Annotated in this window: 20 protein-coding genes; 17 read left to right on the plus strand and 3 right to left on the minus strand. The window is 44.9% G+C overall.

Going from position 1 to position 20,952, the window contains the following annotated elements; genetic code table 11:
* Positions 1–26 precede the first annotated feature (26 nt).
* From BMY60_RS01300 to BMY60_RS01335, 8 genes are all read left to right on the plus strand, one after another.
* Positions 27–806 (plus strand): sulfite exporter TauE/SafE family protein, encoded by a 780-nt coding sequence (locus BMY60_RS01300; protein ID WP_090330596.1) that lies wholly within the window; start codon positions 27–29, stop codon positions 804–806.
* Positions 807–889: 83 nt separating this feature from the next.
* Complete coding sequence (locus BMY60_RS01305; RefSeq protein WP_090330598.1) at positions 890–1,120, plus strand: hypothetical protein; 231 nt, start codon at positions 890–892, stop codon at positions 1,118–1,120.
* A 110-nt stretch (positions 1,121–1,230) separates the two neighbouring features.
* Complete coding sequence (locus BMY60_RS01310) at positions 1,231–2,979, plus strand: nitrite/sulfite reductase (protein ID WP_090330599.1); 1,749 nt, start codon at positions 1,231–1,233, stop codon at positions 2,977–2,979.
* Between the two features lie 5 nt (positions 2,980–2,984).
* Positions 2,985–3,536, plus strand: coding sequence for a DUF934 domain-containing protein (locus BMY60_RS01315; protein ID WP_090330601.1), 552 nt, complete (start codon positions 2,985–2,987; stop codon positions 3,534–3,536).
* A 2-nt stretch (positions 3,537–3,538) separates the two neighbouring features.
* Positions 3,539–4,237: a phosphoadenylyl-sulfate reductase gene (locus BMY60_RS01320; protein WP_090330602.1), complete on the plus strand. Its 699-nt coding sequence runs from the start codon at positions 3,539–3,541 to the stop codon at positions 4,235–4,237.
* 81 nt (positions 4,238–4,318) lie between these two features.
* Positions 4,319–5,224 carry a sulfate adenylyltransferase subunit CysD gene (gene cysD / locus BMY60_RS01325; protein WP_090330604.1) on the plus strand — a complete coding sequence of 302 codons (906 nt, stop codon included), beginning with the start codon at positions 4,319–4,321 and terminating at the stop codon, positions 5,222–5,224.
* 135 nt (positions 5,225–5,359) lie between these two features.
* Positions 5,360–6,640: a sulfate adenylyltransferase subunit CysN gene (gene cysN / locus BMY60_RS01330; RefSeq protein WP_090330760.1), complete on the plus strand. Its 1,281-nt coding sequence runs from the start codon at positions 5,360–5,362 to the stop codon at positions 6,638–6,640.
* 161 nt (positions 6,641–6,801) lie between these two features.
* Positions 6,802–10,338: an FAD-dependent oxidoreductase gene (locus BMY60_RS01335; RefSeq protein ID WP_090330605.1), complete on the plus strand. Its 3,537-nt coding sequence runs from the start codon at positions 6,802–6,804 to the stop codon at positions 10,336–10,338.
* 69 nt (positions 10,339–10,407) lie between these two features.
* Here the strand turns inward: BMY60_RS01335 and BMY60_RS01340 are convergent, their stop codons facing one another.
* On the minus strand, positions 10,408–10,944 hold the full coding sequence (locus tag BMY60_RS01340; protein ID WP_090330607.1) for an ATP-dependent zinc protease family protein: 537 nt from the start codon (positions 10,942–10,944) through the stop codon (positions 10,408–10,410).
* Between the two features lie 463 nt (positions 10,945–11,407).
* Between BMY60_RS01340 and BMY60_RS01345 the strand changes: the two genes are divergently transcribed.
* The 8 genes from BMY60_RS01345 (at position 11,408) to BMY60_RS01380 (ending at position 17,410) form a co-directional block, all read left to right on the plus strand.
* Positions 11,408–11,620 carry a dodecin gene (locus BMY60_RS01345; RefSeq protein WP_371264177.1) on the plus strand — a complete coding sequence of 71 codons (213 nt, stop codon included), beginning with the start codon at positions 11,408–11,410 and terminating at the stop codon, positions 11,618–11,620.
* Positions 11,621–11,711: 91 nt separating this feature from the next.
* Positions 11,712–12,131: a CopD family protein gene (locus BMY60_RS01350; protein WP_090330609.1), complete on the plus strand. Its 420-nt coding sequence runs from the start codon at positions 11,712–11,714 to the stop codon at positions 12,129–12,131.
* 194 nt (positions 12,132–12,325) lie between these two features.
* Positions 12,326–13,210 carry a class I SAM-dependent methyltransferase gene (locus BMY60_RS01355; protein WP_090330611.1) on the plus strand — a complete coding sequence of 295 codons (885 nt, stop codon included), beginning with the start codon at positions 12,326–12,328 and terminating at the stop codon, positions 13,208–13,210.
* A 689-nt stretch (positions 13,211–13,899) separates the two neighbouring features.
* Positions 13,900–14,115, plus strand: a complete 216-nt coding sequence (locus BMY60_RS01360; RefSeq protein WP_090330613.1) for a hypothetical protein — start codon at positions 13,900–13,902, stop codon at positions 14,113–14,115.
* Positions 14,116–14,130: 15 nt separating this feature from the next.
* Entirely contained in the window at positions 14,131–14,343 is a 213-nt protein-coding gene (locus tag BMY60_RS01365) for a hypothetical protein (RefSeq protein ID WP_090330614.1), read from the plus strand.
* A 205-nt stretch (positions 14,344–14,548) separates the two neighbouring features.
* Entirely contained in the window at positions 14,549–15,676 is a 1,128-nt protein-coding gene (locus BMY60_RS01370; protein ID WP_090330616.1) for a Re/Si-specific NAD(P)(+) transhydrogenase subunit alpha, read from the plus strand.
* A gap of 45 nt (positions 15,677–15,721) precedes the next feature.
* The gene (locus tag BMY60_RS01375) at positions 15,722–16,030 is read left to right on the plus strand and encodes an NAD(P) transhydrogenase subunit alpha part 2 (RefSeq protein WP_090330618.1); all 309 of its coding nucleotides are present in this window, start codon (positions 15,722–15,724) and stop codon (positions 16,028–16,030) included.
* Positions 16,031–17,410, plus strand: coding sequence for an NAD(P)(+) transhydrogenase (Re/Si-specific) subunit beta (locus BMY60_RS01380; RefSeq protein WP_090330620.1), 1,380 nt, complete (start codon positions 16,031–16,033; stop codon positions 17,408–17,410).
* Positions 17,411–17,490: 80 nt separating this feature from the next.
* Here the strand turns inward: BMY60_RS01380 and BMY60_RS01385 are convergent, their stop codons facing one another.
* Both BMY60_RS01385 and BMY60_RS01390 read right to left on the minus strand, forming a co-directional pair.
* Entirely contained in the window at positions 17,491–18,975 is a 1,485-nt protein-coding gene (locus BMY60_RS01385) for a sensor domain-containing phosphodiesterase (RefSeq protein WP_256250616.1), read from the minus strand.
* A 100-nt stretch (positions 18,976–19,075) separates the two neighbouring features.
* The gene (locus tag BMY60_RS01390) at positions 19,076–20,125 is read right to left on the minus strand and encodes a phosphoglycerate mutase (protein WP_090330623.1); all 1,050 of its coding nucleotides are present in this window, start codon (positions 20,123–20,125) and stop codon (positions 19,076–19,078) included.
* A 137-nt stretch (positions 20,126–20,262) separates the two neighbouring features.
* Between BMY60_RS01390 and BMY60_RS01395 the strand changes: the two genes are divergently transcribed.
* Positions 20,263–20,742 carry a retropepsin-like aspartic protease family protein gene (locus BMY60_RS01395; protein ID WP_090330625.1) on the plus strand — a complete coding sequence of 160 codons (480 nt, stop codon included), beginning with the start codon at positions 20,263–20,265 and terminating at the stop codon, positions 20,740–20,742.
* Positions 20,743–20,952: the final 210 nt, after the last annotated feature.

Raw genomic sequence — 20,952 nt, forward strand, 5'->3', positions numbered from 1 at the left:
AAATTAAAATAGGAAAATAAATGTAAATGGAAATGGGTTATACGTTATCCGGGCTGCTAGTCGGTTTTATTGTTGGCGTCACAGGCGTTGGCGGCGGTTCCCTGATGACGCCATTGCTGATAATGGTATTCGGTATTCAGCCGGCAATTGCCGTGGGTACTGATTTGCTTTATGCGGCATTAACAAAAGCAGGTGGCGCTTGGGTACATAGCCGACAAAAAACTGTGCATTGGAAGTTGGTTGGCCATCTGGCTATGGGGAGTGTGCCTGCGGCTGTTTGTACGGTGATTGTATTAAATGTAGTCAGCGTCGATCATGAATTTTTTTCTAAGCTGATTACGAGCACACTGGGACTGGCATTGATCCTGACCGCGATGGCGCTGTTATTCCGGCAGCAATTAACGCGACTGGGCAAGTCGCACTTCGGTTTTTTGGTAGAATGGCGTGATCGGCATATTGTATTGGCTACAGTAATGACAGGTGTGATCCTGGGCATACTTGTAACAATTTCATCTGTCGGCGCGGGTGCGCTGGGTATGGTCGTGTTGTTCATGCTATATCCGCGTCTGCCTGCTGTCACTCTGGTGGGTAGTGATATTGCCCATGCAGTGCCGCTGACATTGGTTGCTGGTTTGGGGCATGCTTATATGGGCTCAGTCGATTACAGCCTGCTGGTAAGTTTGCTGGTTGGCTCCTTGCCTGGAATATATCTTGGCAGTCACGTCAGCAAACGTATACCGGACCGTTTTTTGCGTCCGGTGTTAGCGACTATTCTGATTGTCATTGGTGTCAAACTGGTTGCATAGCTTCGGTTGGCGGCACGATACGGGAATTAATTGTTTTATAATCAAAGAAAAAATATACGGATGTAATAAGGGGCTGATTTCATATGAGTACAAATGTTGAAAATAAACCAAAACAGGTTACCTGGTTTAATGGATGCGGCGGGCGTATTGGTGTCGTTGTTGGCGAGAAGGGTGATTTTGCCTATATCGGTATGGCATTGAGGCATGATGAAGACGATGATGTTGATCATATTATGAAGTATGGCGCCAAATTTCCGCTGGACGCGGCAATGTTATTACCTGTTTCCAAAAATTACACCAAAGCCGAATCCTGAGGATCAAGCAGCTTAGTTTTGCCGATGTCTGCAAAATTCACAACAAATGAATTGTTAGTGCTGAGTCCGTCTAAACATAGACATCGAACGGACAAACGGAGGGATAGAAAATGTATTGTTACGATGAATATGATCAAATAATGATTGATGAGCGTGTCGCGCAGTTTCGTGACCAGGTGCGCCGGCGTTTGGCAAATGAGTTAACGGAAACTGAATTTTTGCCATTGAGACTGCAAAACGGTTTGTATATGCAGGTACACGGTTACATGCTGCGCATTGCCATACCTTATGGCCTGGTTTCTTCAAGGCAGGTGCGTGTGCTCGCACACATTGCGCGCAAATACGATCGTGGTTACGGTCATTTCACTACGCGTCAGAATATACAGTTCAACTGGCTAAAACTGGAAGATACGCCGGATGTGCTGGCTGATCTGGCGTCTGTTCAGATGCATGCTATTCAGACTTCCGGCAATTGTATTCGGAATATTACTTCAGACGAATTTGCGGGTGTGGCGCAAGATGAAATAGTTGACCCACGGCCTTATGCTGAAATTTTGCGCCAGTGGAGCACTTTTCATCCGGAATTTGCCTACTTGCCGCGTAAATTTAAAATTGCCGTGAGTGGTGCCGTACAGGACCGTGCTGCTGTTCAAGCGCATGATATCGGTCTGTCTATAATCAAAAACGCTAAAGGCGAGGTTGGTTTTCGCGTTTTTGTGGGCGGAGGTCTCGGACGTACGCCGATAGTCGGCAGCGAAATTTGTGAATTTGTACCGTGGCAACATATTCTGACATATGTCGAATCAATTCTGCGCATATACAACCAGTTTGGCCGCCGCGATAACAAGTTTAAAGCACGTATTAAAATCCTTGTAAAAGCACTTGGCATCGATGAATTCAGACGTTTGGTTGAAGAAGACTGGACGCATATCAAAGACGGATCAGGCACGTTGACGGCTGAGGAAGTTGAACGTGTTTCCGGTTTTTTCACCGGTCCTGACTATGAAACCTTGCCCGAACATGATTCCAAACTGAATGAATTCAAAGCTGATAACCGGCGATTTTCCAACTGGATGCTTAGCAATGTAAAACCGCATCGAATGCCGGGTTATGCCATTGTGGTCTTGTCTCTGAAAAAACCAGGTGAAGCACCTGGTGATGCAACTGACGCGCAAATGGATGCTATAGCCGATTTGGCGGATCGGTACTGTTTCGGTGAGATGCGTATTACGCATCAGCAGAATATCGTATTTGCGGATGTCAAACAATCGGACTTGATTGAACTGTGGCAGCAATTGACAAAACTGGAACTTGCATCACCCAATATTGGGTTATTGACGGATATGATCAGTTGCCCGGGAGCGGAATTCTGTACGTTGGCCAATGCCCGTTCGATACCGTTGGCCAAGTCGATCGCTGAGCGCTTCGAAAGTATAGATTTTCAGCATGACATCGGCGAAATTACGCTCAATATTTCCGGATGTATGAATGCTTGCGGACAAAATCATATCGGAAATATTGGTATAACCGGTGTTGAAAAGAAAAACCACGAGGAATGGTATCAGATAGCTATTGGCGGCGCGGAAGGCAATGATTGCTCAATGGGTAAAATTCTGGGCCCATCGTTTAAATTCCATCAGGTCCCGGAAGCAATTGACCGGATTCTACACGTTTATTTGCTTGAGCGTGTTGACGAAAATGAGCGTTTTATTGAAACAGTGCGGAGAATCGGCCATCAACCGTTTAAAGAACATGTTTATGCTGCAGAATTTGGCGATGAACCCGTATTGGATTCACCGGATGATAAGGCTGTGATTTCTGCGCAATATGACGTTCCCTTTTATTCTCCCAGGTTTTAACCGCTATGATTATCAAAAATAATATACTCGTGGAAGACGACTGGCAGGTATTACGTTTCAACGAGCAAGAAACGGCTGAAACGGTTACGGTGTCGGAAGGTAAAGTAATTGTGCCGCTAAAAGTCTGGCAAGCGCAGCGCGACCGGCTGCTGCCGCGACAACAGCGGGGTGAAATCGGCGTCTGGTTTGCCAGTGACGACCGCCCCAAAGATTTGAAGCAAGATGTGCAGAATTTTCCTGTAATAGCTGTTGATTTTCCGGTATTTTCCGATGGGCGCGGCTATTCTATTGCCTATAATCTGAGGGTGCGGTTAGGATTTTCCGGTGAACTGCGTGCAATTGGGGACGTGCTGCGTGACCAGCTATTCTATATGCGGCGTGTTGGTTTTGACGCGTTTGCGCCGCGACCGGATCGTGATATTCACGAAGCATTAAAAGGGCTTGAGGATTTTTCAGAGGTTTATCAATCATCATTTGATCAGAAGTTGCCTTTGTTCAAACGCGTTCATCGCAAAGGTAAATCCGCTAACGAAACGGTTAACGGTAGAAGCCATTAAAAATGACTGATTTGACGCAAAAAATTGAACAGGTTGTGACGGTTCTGGCGGATACTGTCCATGATTATGCGCCGGTTGCTTTTGCCAACAGCTTGGGTGCTGAAGACATGGTTTTAACCGACCTGATCGACCGTTACAAGTTGGACATTGAAATGTTCAGTCTGGACACCGGGCGACTGCCCGAGGAAACATATGATCTGATGCAGACTGTGCGTGATCGCTATCAAACACCGCTGCGAATTTATTTTCCGAATGTTAAGCAGGTCGAGGCGTATGTTGCTAAAAACGGTGTGAACGGGTTTTATCAGAGCATAGAATTACGCAAGGCGTGCTGTCATATGCGAAAAGTAGAGCCTTTGCGGCGTGCTTTGGTAGGAAAGCGCGCCTGGATTACCGGCATTCGTAGCGAACAGGCGACAACGCGTGTGGATTTGAAGGTCTCGGCTTATGATATCAGTACCCGTATGCAAAAAGTGAATCCGCTGCTTGAGTGGACGACTGATGACGTCTGGGCCTATATCAAACAATATGAAGTGCCCTATAACGCGTTGCATGACCAATTCTACCCAAGTATCGGTTGCGCACCCTGTACACGCGCAGTTACCCCGGGTGAAGACATCCGGTCGGGACGATGGTGGTGGGAAGCGCCGGAAAATAAGGAATGTGGATTACATACAAATAATGTGATTCCGCTTAAGTAACATAAATACACAATGATCATGTCAATATTGTCAACAGATCTGAATCTGTGCTGATGTTTTTAGTAAGTAGAGAGAAAATATATGAGTAATCGCCCTTTTACCCATCTTGATGCATTGGAGAGTGAGTCCATCCATATCATGCGAGAAGTGGCGGCCGAATGTGCCAATCCTGTGTTGCTGTTTTCGGGTGGCAAGGATTCCATTGTATTGCTTAGGCTGGCGGAAAAAGCTTTTCGGCCCTGCCGTTTTCCGTTTCCCCTGATGCACATCGATACGGAACATAACTTTCCTGAAGTGATTGAGTTTCGTGATCATCGCGCCAGAGAACTGGGCGAACGCCTGATTGTACGCAGTATGGAAGATTCAATTAAAAAGGGCAGAGTGGTATTGCGTTCAGAAACTCAAAGCCGCAATCCTTTTCAATCAGTTACACTGCTAGACGCAATCGCCGAATTCAGTTTTGACGCCTGTATCGGCGGCGCCCGCCGGGATGAAGAAAAAGCCCGTGCCAAGGAACGAATTTTTTCCTTTCGTGATGAATTCGGTCAATGGGATCCAAAAAATCAGCGTCCGGAGTTATGGGATTTATATAATACGCGAACCCATCCAGGCGAGAATATTCGTGTTTTTCCGATAAGTAACTGGACGGAACTGGATGTGTGGGAATACATTGCACGTGAAAAACTGGAGGTGCCATCGATTTATTTTGCGCATGAACGCGACGTGGTCCGGCGTGAAACCGGTTTGTTGCCGGTATCGCATCTGGTGCAACCTGGATCAAACGAGCGGGCGGAAAAAATGACCGTACGATTTCGTACAGTTGGTGACATGAGCTGTACCTGTCCTGTGGCTTCGAATGCTGCCACGGTTGAAGCAATTATTGCTGAAACCGCAATGACGCGTATTACGGAACGGGGTGCTACGCGCATGGATGATCAAACTTCCGAAGCATCTATGGAGTTGCGCAAGAAAGAAGGCTATTTTTAAAAATCCGGATGTACTTGGAATATAGTTTCGTTGACTGCGCAAACACCGCGGCGGGTCAATGTAAACTGTTCCAAAGTCAAACCAGACCCGGAAGTTATGTTTCAGTGCGGTGGAAAAATTCCAGAAAGGATATCGATGGCTGCAATTGAGAAAATTCTGCTTGATCAGACCGAATTATTACGTTTTATAACCGCTGGTAGTGTAGACGATGGCAAAAGCACTTTGATCGGCCGCCTGCTGCATGATTCCAAATCAATTTTTGAGGACCAGCTCAGTTCAATTACCAACACCACGCATCGTCGTGGCATGGAAGGTGTCGATTTGTCCCTGCTGACAGATGGACTGCAGGCTGAACGTGAGCAGGGGATAACTATCGATGTCGCCTATCGATATTTTGCCACGCCCAAACGCAAATTCATCATTGCTGATACACCCGGTCATGAACAGTATACCCGTAACATGGTGACTGGTGCTTCAACGGCCAATCTGGCTGTTATTTTGATTGATGCGCGCAAAGGAGTGCTGACGCAATCGCGCCGTCATGCCTACCTTGCCAGCCTGGTCGGTATTCCGCATCTGGTGGTAGCCGTGAACAAGATGGATCTCGTCGATTATTCGCAATCGGTATTTGACGAAATCTGCAGGGATTTCTCGGTATTCGCTGAAAGACTCAATTTGCAACATGTCGATTTTATTCCCATATCTGCATTACAGGGCGACATGGTGGTTGAGCGTGGTGACCGGCTGAACTGGTACAAGGGCATAACGTTAATGGATTTACTGGAAAACGTTTCCATCAGCCATGATATTAACCGTCAGGATTTTCGTTTTCCTGTGCAATGGGTGTGCCGGCCGCATACCGAAAAACTGCATGATTTCAGAGGTTATATGGGACGTATTGAATCAGGCGCTATACAGACCGGCGACGCCGTTACGGTGTTGCCGTCCGGGTTGAATTCCCGGATAAAGGAAATCGTGCTGTATGAAGGTCTTGTCAATGAAGCCGAAGCACCGCAATCGATTACATTAACGATTGAAGATCACCTTGATATTTCCCGCGGTGATGTTCTGGTCAAAACAGGCGACCTGCCTCAGGTTACCAAAGTTTTTGATGCGATGTTGTGCTGGCTTTCGGAGCAACCGCTTGATCCGGCCAGAAAGTATCTGATCAAGCATGCAACCCGTGTCGTCAAGGCTGTCGTTAGCCGCATCGATTATCGCGTTGATGTAAATACGATGGATCATCAAGCGTCGGACAATTTAACAATGAATGATATTGCGCACGTGAATATCAAAGTCCAGCAGCCACTGGTATGCGATGACTATCAGCGAAATCGTGCAACAGGTTGTTTTATCGTGATTGATGAAAGCAGTAATAACACTGTTGGCGCAGGCATGATATGTGCGGTAGTTTGAACATGATGGGATAAACATTTTGCGCATAATTGCGCCAGCTACGCAGCTGGCGCAATTTTCTTGAGCTTACAGTTTTGCCACTGTCAAATTACCTTGTTCGTAACACATTGCTTGTAATTAACTGAATTTTATTTTCGATATTGAGATTTTGAATTAAATTTATGAGAACTTCGGATTTAGCATCCCAGACGCGGGCAACGGCTTCAATGCCTAATTTTCAATTGGATATTACAATTGCGGACCTGTATTTGCGGGAAGGTTTACTCAAGATAGATCGCGCGTTTCAGGATTATTTGCATGAGGGCGATGCGGTGCTCTATGAGAAACTGTTGAGCGCCCGCCAGACGCCCGATTCACTCCAGCCAAAGGATGAGTCCGCGTTACTGATTGAAATTGCGCCTTGGGTTGAAGATTATATCGCGAAGTTATTCGGCATTGAGACCGAAGTTAAGTCGTTAGCTGAAGAACACCACGAACTGGCGCCACTTTATTTTTGCAAACGACAGTTTGTGCAACGCCGGGCGAAGGGTAAAGTCAGTGTCGAAGAGTTGGGCGGAATCGATGGTCCTGCATTAGAAAAAGCGCTCGAAACTGAATTTGGAGAATCATTCTCAGAATTGGTTTTTGCTAAGCATGTGGCGCTGTGGATGGAAGATGAGGCCGCTCATGCAGAACGCCTGAAAATGGCGTTGCACTATGCGGCCTGGGCATTACGAACACCGGAAGGACAGGCGCATACACATGCTGGCATTTTGTTTAAATCGCCGGCGAAGCTGGACTTCCAGAATTTGTTGTCTCTAAAGACTGACGATACACAGGGTTTCCCGCTGCATACGGTTGACCACCTAAGACACCGCAATGGTTTTGCGTTGACCGATGAAGGTACCGATTTGGCAGGGGCGCTGGATGAAGCCAATTATTGTATCTGGTGTCATGAACAGGGTAAAGATTCATGTTCCAAGGGACTGAAAGAAAAAGCCAAGACTCCGGAGGAAACGCCTGCATTTAAAAAAAGCGAGCTTGGCGCGTTACTGGCAGGGTGCCCGCTTGAAGAGCGTATTTCGGAATTTCACAAACTTAAAACGCAGGGTGTTGCCATCGGCAGCCTGGCCATGATTGCGCTGGATAATCCAATGTGCGCGGGCACCGGACATAGAATATGCAATGATTGTATGAAGTCCTGTATTTATCAGAAACAGGACCCGGTCGATATTCCTCAGGCAGAAACACGGACTCTGAAAGATGTGCTTGCGCTGCCGTGGGGTTATGAAATCTACAGTTTATTGACGCGCTGGAACCCGTTAAATCTGCGCCGGCCTGTTCCCAAGGCGCCAACAGGGAAAAAGGTCCTGGTCGTGGGCATGGGACCGGCCGGGTATACATTGGCGCATCACTTGATGAACGACGGACATACGGTTGTCGGCATTGATGGCCTGAAAATCGAACCGTTGCCGAAGCACATTTCTGGTGTCAACATGCACGGTGAACGTGTTCCGTTTGATGCCGTTTATGATGCCAGCGAGCTTGACGAGGATCTAAACGAACGCATACCGGTTGGATTTGGCGGCGTGGCGGAATATGGCATTACCGTACGCTGGAACAAGAATTTTCTTAAGCTGATTCGCCTGTTGCTTGAACGCAGGAATCAGTTTGCATTATTTGGCGGTGTCCGTTTTGGCGGCACGTTGACAACCGATGATGCTTTCGCTATGGGTTTTGACCATATTGCTCTGGCTGCGGGCGCTGGAAAACCGACAATATTGAATTTGCCGAATGGTTTGGCGCGCGGCGTGCGGGCAGCCTCGGATTTTTTGATGGCGCTGCAATTAAGCGGCGCATCTCAGAGCGATTCAATTGCCAATATGCAGCTGCGACTGCCTGTAATCGTGATTGGAGGTGGTTTGACTGCAATCGATACGGCAACGGAAGCGCTGGCCTATTATCCGGTTCAAGTGGAGAAATTTTTGCAACGCTTTGAAATTCTGTGTGCCGTTCAGGGAGAAGAAGTATTGCGCTCGGTCTGGGATGCTGAAGAAACTGAGATTGCAGATGAGTTTTTACGGCACGGACGCGCCATCCGTGCTGAACGTGAAATGGCAAAACGCGAGGGGCGTGAACCGGACGTTCTGTCTTTATTGCAGTCATGGGGCGGTGCAACCATCGCTTACCGTAAACGCTTGGTTGACAGTCCATCTTATACGCTGAATCACGAAGAAGTCGAAAAAGCGCTTGAAGAAGGGATCGCGTTCGCAGAGGGATTAACGCCGATACGCATCAATGTCAATCAATGGGAACATGTACAATCTGTACGGTTCTCCATACAAAAACGTGATGAGACCGGGCAGTGGCAGGCGGCTGGTGAAATAGAACTGCCCGCGCACGCATTACTGGTTGCTGCAGGCACGCAGCCTAATACGGTGCTGGCACGGGAGGATGCGGAAATCTATAAACTGGATGGCCGTTATTTTGCATCATGTGACGAGATGGGCAACACAGTTACGCCCGAATACGGCAATCCAAAATCTGGAGCTTCGGTCTTGCTGGGCCGTTATAAAGATTCTGCGGACGGGCGTTTCATCAGTTTTTTCGGCGACCTGCATCCATCTTATTCAGGTAATGTGGTTAAAGCAATGTCGAGTGCCAAGCAGGGCTATCCTGTCGTCAGCAAAGTGTTGAACCAAATTGCACCGTCTTCTGATAAAGCAACCGAACAGTTTTTCGCTGAATTTAACAATCAGCTACGCCCGGTTGTACACAAAGTTGAAAGGCTGACGCCGAATATTATCGAAGTTGTTGTGCATGCGCCGCTGGCTGTCAGCCGTTTCCGTCCGGGACAATTTTACCGCTTTCAGAATTATGCATCACTCGCACCGGTTGCTGGCGATACCCGGATGGCAATGGAGGGTATTGCGTTAACTGGTGCCTCGGTGGATGTTGATCGTGGTCTGGTCTCGTTGATTGCACTGGAAATGGGTGGTTCGGCGGATTTGTGTGCTTCATTGAAACCTGGTGAGCCGGTGATACTAATGGGACCTACAGGCACACCGACTGAAATTGAGCCGGGTGAAACGGTTGTACTTGTTGGCGGTGGATTAGGCAACGCAGTATTGTTTTCCATTGGTGCCGCGGCGCGTGCGGCGGGATCCAAGGTGCTTTACTTTGCTGGATATAAGAAGCTTGTTGACCGGTATAAAGTGGCTGAAATTGAAGCAGCTGCAGATACAGTGGTCTGGTGTTGTGATGAAACACCGGGGTTTGAAGCGACCAGACCGGGTGATAAACAATTCGTTGGTAATATTGTTGAAGCAATGGTTGCGTATGGCAGTGGCCAGCTGGGAGAACAACCTGTGCCGCTGATGGATGTCGATCGCATTATCGCGATTGGTTCCGATCGTATGATGGCTGCTGTAGGGGCGGCGCGATACAAACAGCTAAAACCATATTTGAAAGCTGATCATTTTGCAATCGGATCGATCAATTCGCCGATGCAGTGCATGATGAAAGAAATATGTGCGCAATGCCTGCAGCCGCATAAAGACCCTGAAACCGGCGAAATTACATATGTCTTTTCCTGTTTTAATCAGGACCAGCCACTTGATCAGGTGGATTTTGTCAGTCTGGCATCGCGCCTGCGGCAAAACAGTGTTCAGGAAAAACTAACCAGCCGTTGGATTGACCGCTGTCTTGGTAAACGATAATTGAATTTTCAATATAGGTACAGATTGACGGGGAATAAGCAATGCTCCGTCTCCGGGTCGACTAATAATCTAATAATCGTCGTTCTTTGTCAGTAGTGTATTTTTAACGGTACTGTCAACGATGGCGCCTACTTTCTCGAGCGCGCTCCTTCCAAGCAGCATAGGCGTTGAAAAGTGCGAGCGGTCAATCAAATTGACCATAATGCTGTGCGGTTGACCGTCGAAGTAAATTTTCATGCTGACGACGGGGCGTGAATGATGCGTTTGGGTTCTGCCGCCCTCGGATGCGCGCTTTTTTATCCGCGCATGCCGGACAATTGGCAGATCATAGCGAAGCGAATGCTCAAGGTCAGGATGGGAAACCGTAAATTTCACATATTCTTCACCTTCTCTTTTATATAGCTGAATATCTTGTGCTGATATGGATGCTGTTTCTGCGCCAGTATCCAGTTTAGCTGTCAGTGTGACATCGTCAGGTGATAATTGGACCGGTTCGAGATAACCATAAACGGATTTATTGGCCATAGCCGACGTTGCAATCAATAAAAGAACAGTTGCAATCAATATAACAGTACTGTAACGGAATTTGATAATTTGTGATTTCATAACAATTTAAGTAGTCTTGGGTTGTAAAATCAGTTGTTATTTAGACACAAAGTAAAAGTAGATTTTAAACTTTGAATAAGCAAACCAGAATAAACAGCACAGTCTGTCGAAGTTCAGATTGGGCTGTATGAATAGTGTATATTTCTATTTTCAATGAATGAGTGAATAAGAATACAAAGGATTTTTGCCCGTTTTTTAAAATACATGAAGAACAGCAGGGTTGCAATGATTGCGTAATACATTTTAAAGCACATGACGACACCCCCCCCTGGAAACAATTATGAAATTTTTTTGATGTAGAGCGATAGAAGCGCAGATTAATCACTGACTCATGCTGTAAACTACTTTATTGTGCAGATAATTTCGGTATACTTTTGTAAAGCTGTAGAAATACAAGGATTAAAAGTGGTTTTGCTGCTACGCAAATTTCATCAGTACTGGAAATCAACGTAAAAAGGAGCGCATGATGTCGGATCATATTTATAAACTCATGGAGTTAACCGGTTCATCTTCAACTAGTATGCAAGATGCAATTGAAAATGCAATTTCTCGGGCAGCAAAAACAGTCCGGGATATGCGCTGGTTTGAGGTTGTTGAAACACGTGGCCATATCGAACAAGGCGCTATCAAGCACTGGCAGGTGACAATAAAAGTTGGCTTTACATTAAATGAATGATATTTAGTTTGATCTCTGAGCGGTCACTGGCACTTAGGGCTGCTGTCAGTCCAGCTTTTTCGGTTATTGCTTTAGATAATTACTCCCAGTTATGCTCTGGATAAAGTCATTTCATATTATTTTTATGGTTACCTGGTTTGCCGGATTGTTTTATCTGCCGCGGCTGTTTGTGTACCATGCCATGTGTGAGGATACATCCGGTAAAGAGCGATTCAAAGTTATGGAACGTAAACTATATTACGGTATTATGACGCCAGGTGCTGTTTTGACAATAGTTTTTGGCGTTTGGTTATGGATCGGTTACGGCTTTACTGGTGACTGGCTTTATGCCAAGCTTGCGTTGGTTCTGATATTGGTTGTTTATCATTATTACTGCGGCTTGTATGTCAAAGCTTTTAAACAGGATAATAATACACACGGCCATGTTTTTTACCGCTGGTTTAATGAGTTTCCGGTATTAATTTTGTTCGCTGTTGTGATGTTGGTGGTTTTTAAACCGTCGCTATTTTAGCAGCCGGGTTATTCATTATGCGAATGGTTGCCCGTTGGGAAAGGTCAGCTGTTGCCTTATATTAAATTTCACTTGTTTAACTTTGGAGGTTAGTGCTTAATGATAACCCCATGATCAAACCAGGCAATATCATATTGATAGAGCACTAATTTGCTGCAATTGGTTTTTGAACAAAAATGCCTTAGGAATTGTTTATGGATATTCGCACTCAATTATGTTTCTCGCTCAGCAGAAAGCTGATGCGTCCGCCCGCTGAGCGAACGATTGATTACGGGGCTTATGGAGACTGGCGTAATGATTCCCTCTCTAAGAGTTGGGCCGCATTTTCTGATACAAATGTCACTGATAAAGATGTACTGGATTTTGGTTGTGGCGACGGTCATTTAAGTTTTTTTCTCGCGAAAGAGAAACGTCCTCGGCGAATCGTTGGCGTAGATATAAACGAAATGGCCATAGAGCGGGCCAATGAAACGCTTGCTCAGACCCCGTATGCAAATGATATGTCCATCGAATTTTTAGTAGGCAATACAGATAAATTACCTGTTCCTGACCAATCGTTTGATACGGTTCTGGCTTTTGATTGTATGGAGCATGTGATGTCACCTAAATCCATTCTGAATGACTGGTATCGAGTGCTTCGCCCCGGTGGGCGATGCCTTATCGAATGGTTTCCTTATAAAGGACCGTGGGGACCGCATATGGAAGCATTAATCCCAATTCCCTGGGCGCACATTGTTTTTGGTGAACGCGCAATGTTTCGTACCGCCGAAAAAATTTACGACCTTTCAGAGTTTACACCTCGGCATTGGGATCTCGATGAAAATGGAAAAAAGAAACCAAACAAATGGAGCGCATGGTCAACATTTGAGGAACAAGGGTATATAAACAAATTGGATATTCCAACGTTTCAAACGTTAGCACGCGGGGCGGGGTTCGCGCTTTCACGTAAAGAACAGCATAGTTTCGGTGGCTCTCACGTACGACGTGCGATAGGCCGCACACTGATGAACACACCTTTAATTGGAGAATACTTCGTATCTTATGTCATTATCGAGTTGCTGCGCCCAGAGCGCCTTTAAAGTAGCGTGATTTGTTTATAACCCTTAGAAAGAGTGTCTTGCGAAAGTATACCTTACATTGGATTGTTCAGTCTGAAGTCGATTTCGAAACCTTGCTTGCCAGGGCAAGGAAGCGGAGTTCGCTAAGGGGTTAATTGCATTTTACTAGCACCGGTTTCGGTATCATTAAGGTTTAAACCGAGAACGGTTGTGTTTACCTGGCCACATAAATATATAGTCAGATCCGTTGCTGTATTCAAAACTACTTAATAATGCTATAAGCTTTCTGAAAGATCAGGATAAACACAATTTACCCATCTGTTATGTTTTTTGAATGGTGTTGTTTGTCTTTGTAAGTTGCTTAAAATGTATACGAGGGAATATGTCGCGATCTATTCGTTTCCTGTCACAATCTGTACTTGTCTGTACTTGTCTGTACTTGGTGAGTTGTCACTGTCGACGCAAGACATAGTGGAAAGTATTGAACATTTGTACAAGGAAGAGATTGTTCGCAAGTCTGGAATGCTCCAAAACCGGTGGTAACAGCACCTGATGGCAGATATATGATGACGACACTTGCGGCCGCCGACAGTCCGCAAATTTTGGCCGTCAAAGCATTGTTGCTGAATCCGAAGAACTCATTATCGGAGGCTGCAAAGTATTTATGCTCTGTCTACATTGTTAGACAGTGATATCGGCGTGCCGCTGGCATGTTGGATGGCGGCTGGGTTACAGCGGCACGAACAGCCGGTTTAAGTGCGGTTGCGGCGAAGCGTCTCGCAAAAATTGATTCATCCGTTGCGGCATTTATCGGTTGCGGTGTTCAGGCGCGCAGTCATTTAAAAGTTTTTGCTGATTTGTTTCCACTGACTGAAATTCGCGCATTTGGTCGTGGTGCTGAGAATCGGGATAAACTTTGTCAGTGAGCAAAGGATTTTGGGTTGAAAGCGACTGCATACGCAACAGTTCAGGATGCGCTATCGGAAGCTGATATCATTGTTACATCGGTCACAATTTCGCCCGGGTTAAAGCCTTTTATTGGTGCGCAATGGCTAAAACCAGGTGCATTTGTTACCATGACAGATCTGGCAGTTTCAGCGCTGGCTTACCGGTGTGCATGCGACAGCTCATTAGGGCAGTTAGTTGAATTATAATTTTTTCCGGCTATCCGGAAGCTGTTGTAAATGTGAATCAATTTCATAATCTGTTCCAGTAGTCCGTTACGCGAAGCGTAAATTGATTTATAATTCGCCCGTCAGTTTTTAGAAGAAAAGAAGAATAATTTCATATTGTTTGAAAAGTTAAAAGAAAATTTTTGCAAGTTTGTTGGCAAAATAAGGGAGATAGGAGAGATCGGCAATGCATATAGGCATACCCGCAGAGACTCGCGGGGAAGAAACGCGTGTAGCTGCTACACCAGAAACTATTAAAAAATATACTGCAAAAGGAGTCCATGTCGTGTCTGTTCAATCAGGCGCGGGCGCAGGCGCCAGTATTCCTGATTCGGAGTTTGAAGCGGCTGGCGCAAAAATTGTTGCAGATGCTGCAACTTTGTACAGTCAGTCGGAAATTGTGCTAAAGGTCCGCGGTCCGGAAGCGGAAGAACTGGCTATGATGCGTAAGGATGCCGTGTTGATTGGATTGCTGGCGCCAAATAAAACTGAAGGCATAGAAGCTATGGCCCGGCATGGCATTACGGCATTTGCGATGGAAAAACTGCCGAGAATTACACGCGCCCAGAACATGGACGTACTGTCGTCCCAAGCAAATATTGCCGGTTATAAGGCGGTGATCATTGCTGCCAGCATTTATCAGCGTTTTTTTCCGATGTTGATGACTGCGGCGGGAACAGTCAAGGCTGCCCGCGTGTTGATTCTAGGGGCAGGCGTAGCAGGATTGCAGGCAATTGCTACTGCAAAAAGGCTTGGCGCAGTTGTTGAAGCGTTCGATGTAAGACCGGCAGCAAAGGAGCAGGTTGAAAGTCTGGGCGCTAAATTTGTAGAGGTGCCGCTCAGCGATGAAGAAAAAGCAAACGCCGAAACTTCAGGTGGTTATGCTGCAGAAATGTCAGAAGATTACAAACGCCGTCAGGGTGAACTGGTTCACGAGAGAGCTGTTGCCGCTGATATCGTGATTACTACCGCTTTGATTCCTGGTCGCCCGGCGCCTGTTTTAATTAAAGAAGAAACTGTAAAGGCGATGAAACCGGGCTCAGTGATAGTTGATATGGCCGTTGAGGCTGGCGGTAATTGTCCTTTGTCTGTATTGGATCAGACGGTTGTCAAACATGATGTACACCTTGTCGGTATCGCCAATATACCCGGTTTGGTTGCTGCAGATTCAAGCACATTGTATGCACGGAACCTGATGAATTTCCTGAATCTGATTGTTGACGCTGAAAGCGGTAAACTAACTATTGATCGAGAAGATGAAATCGTCGCCGGGACATTGGTTTGCAGTGGTGGCAATGTTATGAGCCAAGCATAATAAATAGCTAAAGCAATACAGTTAACGAATTTAAAAGGAGTGAATATGATCGGTGACATCGACCCGCTTATTATCAATCTAACAATTTTTGTGCTGGCAATATTTGTCGGCTACCATGTGGTATGGAATGTTACACCCGCCCTGCACACACCGTTGATGTCTGTAACTAATGCAATTTCAAGTATTATCATTGTTGGCGCTATGCTGGCGGCAGGACCTGCTGATACGGACTGGGGAGTATGGCTTGGCGCGGTCGCCGTAACGCTTGCAGCTATTAATGTATTTGGCGGATTTTTGGTCAGTCAGCGCATGCTTGAAATGTTCAAGAAAAAAGATAAAAAAGGAAGCGAATAAATGTCAGCAAATATGGTAGCACTCGCATATCTGATAGCTTCGGTATTTTTTATACTGGCGCTGAAGGGTCTAAGCTCGCCGGAATCTGCGCGTCGCGGTAATGTATTCGGTATGCTCGGCATGTTAATCGCCGTTGCAACGACGATGACACTCACCGAAAACTGGATGTTGATCATTGGTTGTATCGCCACCGGCGCCGTTATCGGCACCATAATCGCCAAACGGGTGCAAATGACAGCGATGCCAGAACTGGTTGCTTTTATGCACTCACTGGTAGGTTTGGCGGCTGTATTCATTGCGATTGCGGCGGTTAATAATCCCGTTTCTTTTGGTTTGCCGGCAGTATTGCCCGCAGGCAGTAAGCTGGAATTGTTTCTGGGTACATTTATCGGTGCGATGACTTGGTCTGGCTCGGTCATAGCATTCTTGAAGTTATCTGGCCGTATGGGTGGTACGCCTATTATCTTTAGCGGGCAGCATATGCTGAATCTGTTACTGGCAATCGTGATGGTAGGATTTGGACTTTGGTTTTTCTTCAGTGAAACAACCAATTGGACTGCGTTTATCATGATGACAGCAATTGCTTTCCTGCTGGGCTTCCTGATCATCATTCCAATTGGTGGTGCGGATATGCCCGTTGTTATTTCCATGCTCAATTCATATTCTGGCTGGGCGGCGGCAGGTATCGGCTTTTCACTTGGGAACCCGATGCTGATTATCGCCGGTTCGTTGGTAGGCAGTTCCGGCGCAATACTTTCATACATTATGTGTAAGGCGATGAACCGGCCGTTTTTGTCAGTAATATTAGGTGGCTTTGGAAGTGACGGTGGAGCGGCGGTTGTCGATGACGGAACTCAAAAAACCTATCGAAGCGGCAGTGCTGACGATGCAGCATTCCTGATGGGCAATGCTGATAGTGTGGTCATCATTCCGGGTTATGGATTGGCTGTTGCGAGGGCGCAGCATGCTGTTAAGGAATTGGCTGAAATACTGCACGAAAAGGGTGTAACTGTGCGCTTTGCCATTCATCCAGTTGCCGGACGTATGCCGGGACACATGAATGTACTGTTGGCAGAAGCGGAAATACCCTATGAACAGGTATTTGAAATGGAAGAAATCAATAGTGATTTTTCCAATACGGATGTGGTATTGGTGCTCGGTGCCAATGACGTGGTGAATCCGGCTGCCAATGTGCCAGGTAGTCCGATTTATGGCATGCCGATCCTTGAAGCACACAAGGCGCGTACTGTTATGGTTGTCAAACGGAGTATGGGTGTTGGTTATGCTGGATTGGATAATGATCTGTTTTATATGGATAAAACAATGATGATCTTTGGTGATGCGAAAAAAGTGGTAGAAAACATGGTCAAAACGATCTGATTCTCTTTCACACTTTTTCAAATGAACTGTTTGATGCGACAGTATTCATGGAAAATCCATGGTGACTGTCGCTTTTGGCTTTATTTGTCTGGTGAAACCGGCGATGTTGAAATCGAAGAAGCGTTAGCGGTTTTTTGCAGTACTGCCATCAAATTATTTAACGGATAAGGTTTTTCAACACCAAGCCCTTGCACATAATGGATTCCAATTTCACGTAATTTGGATATTGTTTCTTTATTTTCTACAAGCTCTGCAATTGTTTTTATGTTTAATTGACGCGCAATCTGGTTAATATTTTTTACCTTTGCGAGGTCGTCGTGCTCGTAAATCATATTGCAGACAATGATGCCGTCAATTTTCAAGAAATCTATTTTTATTTTTTTCAATAATTCTACCGACTGAGAATCTTGACTAAAACCGCATAAGGTAACCAGGCATCCTAATTCGCGAATTTTTTCTGTAAAGAACATTGTTTCGATCAAATTAGACTTCGCGTCTAACTCTTCAATTTCAAAACACAACTGATTTGGCGGAATTTTTGATTTTTGTATTTTATCTTGAATGAACTCGATAAACGTTTTATCACATAAAGTATCCTTGGCTACATTCAAGCTAAATACTGTTCTGCATTTTTGTGCATTCTCTGACAGCGTTTTGACGATATAACTTGCAACCCATCGATCAAGTTGCGGCATCATTTTAAGTTGATCGACGAGCGGCAGGAATGAACCCGGTGGCATTAGATTGTTTTCCTCTTCTGCCATGCGGATCAAAATTTCATATTGGGTCGGAGACAAGGAATTTGCATCGAGAGGAATAATCTTCTGGCAGTAAAGATAGAATTCTCCGCCTTTTATCGCCTGAATAATCCGATCCGGAGAAATCCCTGATTGTGCATGCTTTTTTGTTCCCAGCTGTATTTTATCCTTACTGCTGTTTTCTGCCGCTGGCTTACCGGGCTGACCATTCTTCTTGAAAGATAAACGATTTTTGTCCTGTGCGCAGGGCGTGTGTAGCGTGTAAAAACCAATCGTTCTGCCTTTACTGTCTATATGAGGAACGTATTGTTCAGTAAAAATATAAGGAAACCCTTTTGTCGATTTCAAAATGCGCTCTTCATGAACCGTTTTTCCGGAAAGAATGTCTTTGAAATGTTTTTTGATACAGGATGTAAACGCATCATCTGCAAATTCTTCCAGTAGCTTGCCGTCAATTTGATCCGCCTTTAAACCGAACCATTTGCGAAAAATCCGATTATGGTATTTGCAGCGTTGGTCTGAGTTGAAATATGCCAGTAGAACAGGGATATTTTCATCGATTATTTGCGATTTTGTTTTAGCTTCTGTTGTTGATTTTTCTGCCCATAAGCGATGTTTGATTTCATTGGTCAGTCTTTCTTTGTTAGCTGTTAACTGATGAGAATAGCTATGGATTTCTTTTTCCGCATGTATGAATTGTCCAAGCATCATTAAAATAGCAGAAAATAAAAAAATCCATAATATAACAGTCCAGGTTATGGCGATATCATCGAAATAAAGGTCGATGGTAATCAGTAGTGTCGCCATAAATAACGCAATACCGGCGGATACAAATGGTTTGAAAAAATTTAGCATAGATTAGGTAGTTTTCGTGTTATATACAGATGTGATTAAACTCAGTACAAAATCATGTCTGATTAACGGCATAAAACGACAATGGTTTTGTAGTTGCCCAGAATTTCCACAGATTGTTGCGTGTGACTTCAAAATTGTGAGTAGTATTTTCATTTGTCGTTGAAATTTTAAGCGTATTGATCTGATTATTTTTCAGTGCTGTATATAACGGCGTAAACCAGGTTTTCTCCAGCTTTATTAAGTTTTCGCGCCATGCCAAAACATTATTGTATTTGTCATTATTTAATAAAGAGTCGAGAATAACAAGATGCTGATCTCTGTGACTACGTTCTTCTAGCCATTGTGTAGAATTGTCTGGCAGTCGCTCGTGCGGTGTATGGCTGAAATCGGCCAGGGCATGTGAAAAAGTTTCATTACTCCATATTTTTGAATAAGAAGAACGTATAAACTGTGGCAGATGACCGCCGCCCCAAAACCAAACGCTATTAATGACTATTTGATTACGTGCTGCACGTTTCTGATTAAGCGGATGATCATGTAATAACATTTGAATTTCATTAAATAGTTTGCGCCATTGAAGACTGTCTTTTCCGGTTGGCAAAAGATTGTTGATGTTTTGACATGTTACGGAACTGAGTGTGTGTGTGTGTAAATCGGGCCTTTTTTTTAACCGGATATACCATCGAAACGGGTGGTACGGAAAAAATGTAAACAATTCATCATTTAGGCATTGATTAATTGCGTTGGTATATCGCTCCGCCTCATCTTGGGAGAGTTCAAGGACATGGCTATCGGCCAGCATAATATGATTTTGCTCAACGCGTAAGTGAACCGGGTCGGCGCGCAACCAGTAATATTCGTTTAAGGTTGCAGTCTGACTATGGTTTTCAGCCTGTAGCATGATCGGCGCGACAGGCCAGTCAAGTTGTTTCTCAATATTGAATGACTGACACAGCCATGCGCTGAAGTCCGTTGCTTGCGCCGCACTGTTTTTGCTTTTTGCTAAAAGCTTTTCAAGTGATGGCAGATGAAGATCTTGATAAACTTCGGGAAGGGTTGTGTCCGACCAGAATAAGGATGGAATGTAAAGGTGTAAATTCATAGCGTATTCAAAATGAAATGAGAAAGAATGCGGGTACTATAATGCTTTATAATTGTTTAAAAGGAAATTGAATATCAATCCGGTTCTTGAACATTTATGAATGTATAGAATTAATTCAAAAATGATGAATGTAATATATGGTAAAAGGGTTTATCAGTGTACTGGTAATCTGGGTAATTATTTTTGCTGTCGCTTATATTTACTTTGATACTAGGCTTGAACATAGAGTTTCAGTTGCCAGAGAGTATCAGGAAAATGGGGCAGTGATTATTCCCAGATCATGGGACGGGCATTACTACGTACAGGGCTCTATAAATGGTTTTCCAATTAAATTCATGATTGATACCGGCGCAAGTGTTGTATCCGTGGGCAAACAATTTGCTCAGCTGGCAGATTTGCCAAAAGGAAGGCCTGCAAGTTTTGCTACAGCCGGTGGAGTTGTGCAGGGAGAAATGGTTTTTAATCAAATCATAGAGGCCGGCGGTATAGTGATAAATGGTTTGCAAGTCTCTGTTGGATTACACGGTGATGTAGCATTGCTTGGCCAAAATTTTCTACGCAGAATAGATGTAATCCAGTCCAACGACACAATGATACTGCGGGTCAGGACTGAATAATTTTTTGGTTTCAGGCCATATGTTTAAATGTATATGTAAATTATATAGATAGAGAGTTTTTGTTATGTAATTGATAAAAATTCCGTTGATGACAACTTGTTAAAATGATTGAATTATCAAAATGCGGTTACAATAAAATCGAATGAAGTAAGCGGTTGTATCTTAGCGCATATACATGAATTGTTTAATTTGAATATAAATGGCTATTTT

This window comes from Nitrosomonas sp. Nm51 (genome assembly GCF_900111165.1).
Taxonomy (GTDB): Bacteria; Pseudomonadota; Gammaproteobacteria; order Burkholderiales; family Nitrosomonadaceae; genus Nitrosomonas.

Bases quoted from the DNA above. Each gene is read 5' to 3' on its own strand.
- BMY60_RS01300 (WP_090330596.1), top strand. From the start codon at position 27: ATGGAAATGGGTTATACGTTATCCGGGCTGCTAGTCGGTTTTATTGTT.
- BMY60_RS01305 (WP_090330598.1), top strand. From the start codon at position 890: ATGAGTACAAATGTTGAAAATAAACCAAAACAGGTTACCTGGTTTAAT.
- BMY60_RS01310 (WP_090330599.1), top strand. From the start codon at position 1,231: ATGTATTGTTACGATGAATATGATCAAATAATGATTGATGAGCGTGTC.
- BMY60_RS01315 (WP_090330601.1), top strand. From the start codon at position 2,985: ATGATTATCAAAAATAATATACTCGTGGAAGACGACTGGCAGGTATTA.
- BMY60_RS01320 (WP_090330602.1), top strand. From the start codon at position 3,539: ATGACTGATTTGACGCAAAAAATTGAACAGGTTGTGACGGTTCTGGCG.
- cysD (WP_090330604.1), top strand. From the start codon at position 4,319: ATGAGTAATCGCCCTTTTACCCATCTTGATGCATTGGAGAGTGAGTCC.
- cysN (WP_090330760.1), top strand. From the start codon at position 5,360: ATGGCTGCAATTGAGAAAATTCTGCTTGATCAGACCGAATTATTACGT.
- BMY60_RS01335 (WP_090330605.1), top strand. From the start codon at position 6,802: ATGAGAACTTCGGATTTAGCATCCCAGACGCGGGCAACGGCTTCAATG.
- BMY60_RS01340 (WP_090330607.1), bottom strand. From the start codon at position 10,944: ATGAAATCACAAATTATCAAATTCCGTTACAGTACTGTTATATTGATT.
- BMY60_RS01345 (WP_371264177.1), top strand. From the start codon at position 11,408: ATGATGTCGGATCATATTTATAAACTCATGGAGTTAACCGGTTCATCT.
- BMY60_RS01350 (WP_090330609.1), top strand. From the start codon at position 11,712: ATGCTCTGGATAAAGTCATTTCATATTATTTTTATGGTTACCTGGTTT.
- BMY60_RS01355 (WP_090330611.1), top strand. From the start codon at position 12,326: ATGGATATTCGCACTCAATTATGTTTCTCGCTCAGCAGAAAGCTGATG.
- BMY60_RS01360 (WP_090330613.1), top strand. From the start codon at position 13,900: ATGTTGGATGGCGGCTGGGTTACAGCGGCACGAACAGCCGGTTTAAGT.
- BMY60_RS01370 (WP_090330616.1), top strand. From the start codon at position 14,549: ATGCATATAGGCATACCCGCAGAGACTCGCGGGGAAGAAACGCGTGTA.
- BMY60_RS01375 (WP_090330618.1), top strand. From the start codon at position 15,722: ATGATCGGTGACATCGACCCGCTTATTATCAATCTAACAATTTTTGTG.
- BMY60_RS01380 (WP_090330620.1), top strand. From the start codon at position 16,031: ATGTCAGCAAATATGGTAGCACTCGCATATCTGATAGCTTCGGTATTT.
- BMY60_RS01385 (WP_256250616.1), bottom strand. From the start codon at position 18,975: ATGGCGACACTACTGATTACCATCGACCTTTATTTCGATGATATCGCC.
- BMY60_RS01390 (WP_090330623.1), bottom strand. From the start codon at position 20,125: ATGAATTTACACCTTTACATTCCATCCTTATTCTGGTCGGACACAACC.
- BMY60_RS01395 (WP_090330625.1), top strand. From the start codon at position 20,263: ATGGTAAAAGGGTTTATCAGTGTACTGGTAATCTGGGTAATTATTTTT.